1 protein-coding gene is annotated in these 772 nt (G+C 55.6%); it reads left to right on the top strand.

Annotated elements, in window-relative coordinates; genetic code table 11:
- Positions 1-718: integrase core domain-containing protein (locus KPG66_RS05855; RefSeq protein WP_237070249.1), on the top strand; the 718-nt coding region annotated here is incomplete at its 5' end.
- Positions 719-772 lie beyond the last annotated feature (54 nt).

Here is a 772-nt window from a genome sequence, read left to right as displayed (position 1 = left end):
CCGTAGCATCTGGCTGCGCCACGATTTGGAGATCATGCCCAAGCGCCTGAAGGCCCTGGAAGCCAAATCCGCCCAGCAAGGGCTGGTGCTGACCGAGGCCCAGCTCGTTGCGCTGGAACGCGCCAAGCGCAAAAAGAAAGCACACGGCGAATTCGAGTCCGAATGTCCCGGCTACTGTGGCGCGCAGGACACGTTCTATGTCGGCAGTCTTAAGGGCGTAGGTCGCATTTATCAACAGACCTTCGTCGATACCTACTCGAAGGTGGCGTTCGCCAAGCTTTACGAGCGCAAAACGTCTTTGCCCGCGGCCGACCTGCTCAATGATCGCGTCGTTCCATTCTTTGACAGCTTCGGTATCCCGCTGTTGCGCGTACTGACTGATCGCGGCACGCAATACTGCGGCAACCCCGAACATCACGAATACGAGCTGTATTTGGCCGTAGAGGATATCGACCATACCCGCACAAAGGCCAAGTCGCCGCAGACCAACGGAATCGTCGAGCGGCTGCACAAGACCATGCTCAACGAGTTCTATCGGGTCACGTTGCGCAAAAAGATCTACGAATCGATCCACGCTCTGCAGACGGACCTTGATGCGTGGCTCGATCAGTACAACAATAAACGGGAACATCAAGGGCGGTGGTGTTACGGCAAGACACCCATACGCACCTTCCTCGATTCACTGGATCTTGCCAAGGAGAAACTCATTTCGCATTGATCGCCTCCACACTATCGGTCCAACTACCTGTCAGATCGAGTTCCAGCTAATACA

It is taken from the genome of Mycetohabitans sp. B2 (assembly GCF_021733735.1).
GTDB classification, from domain to species: domain Bacteria; phylum Pseudomonadota; class Gammaproteobacteria; order Burkholderiales; family Burkholderiaceae; genus Mycetohabitans; species Mycetohabitans rhizoxinica.
This window is presented reverse-complemented; position numbering and strand designations above follow the sequence as displayed.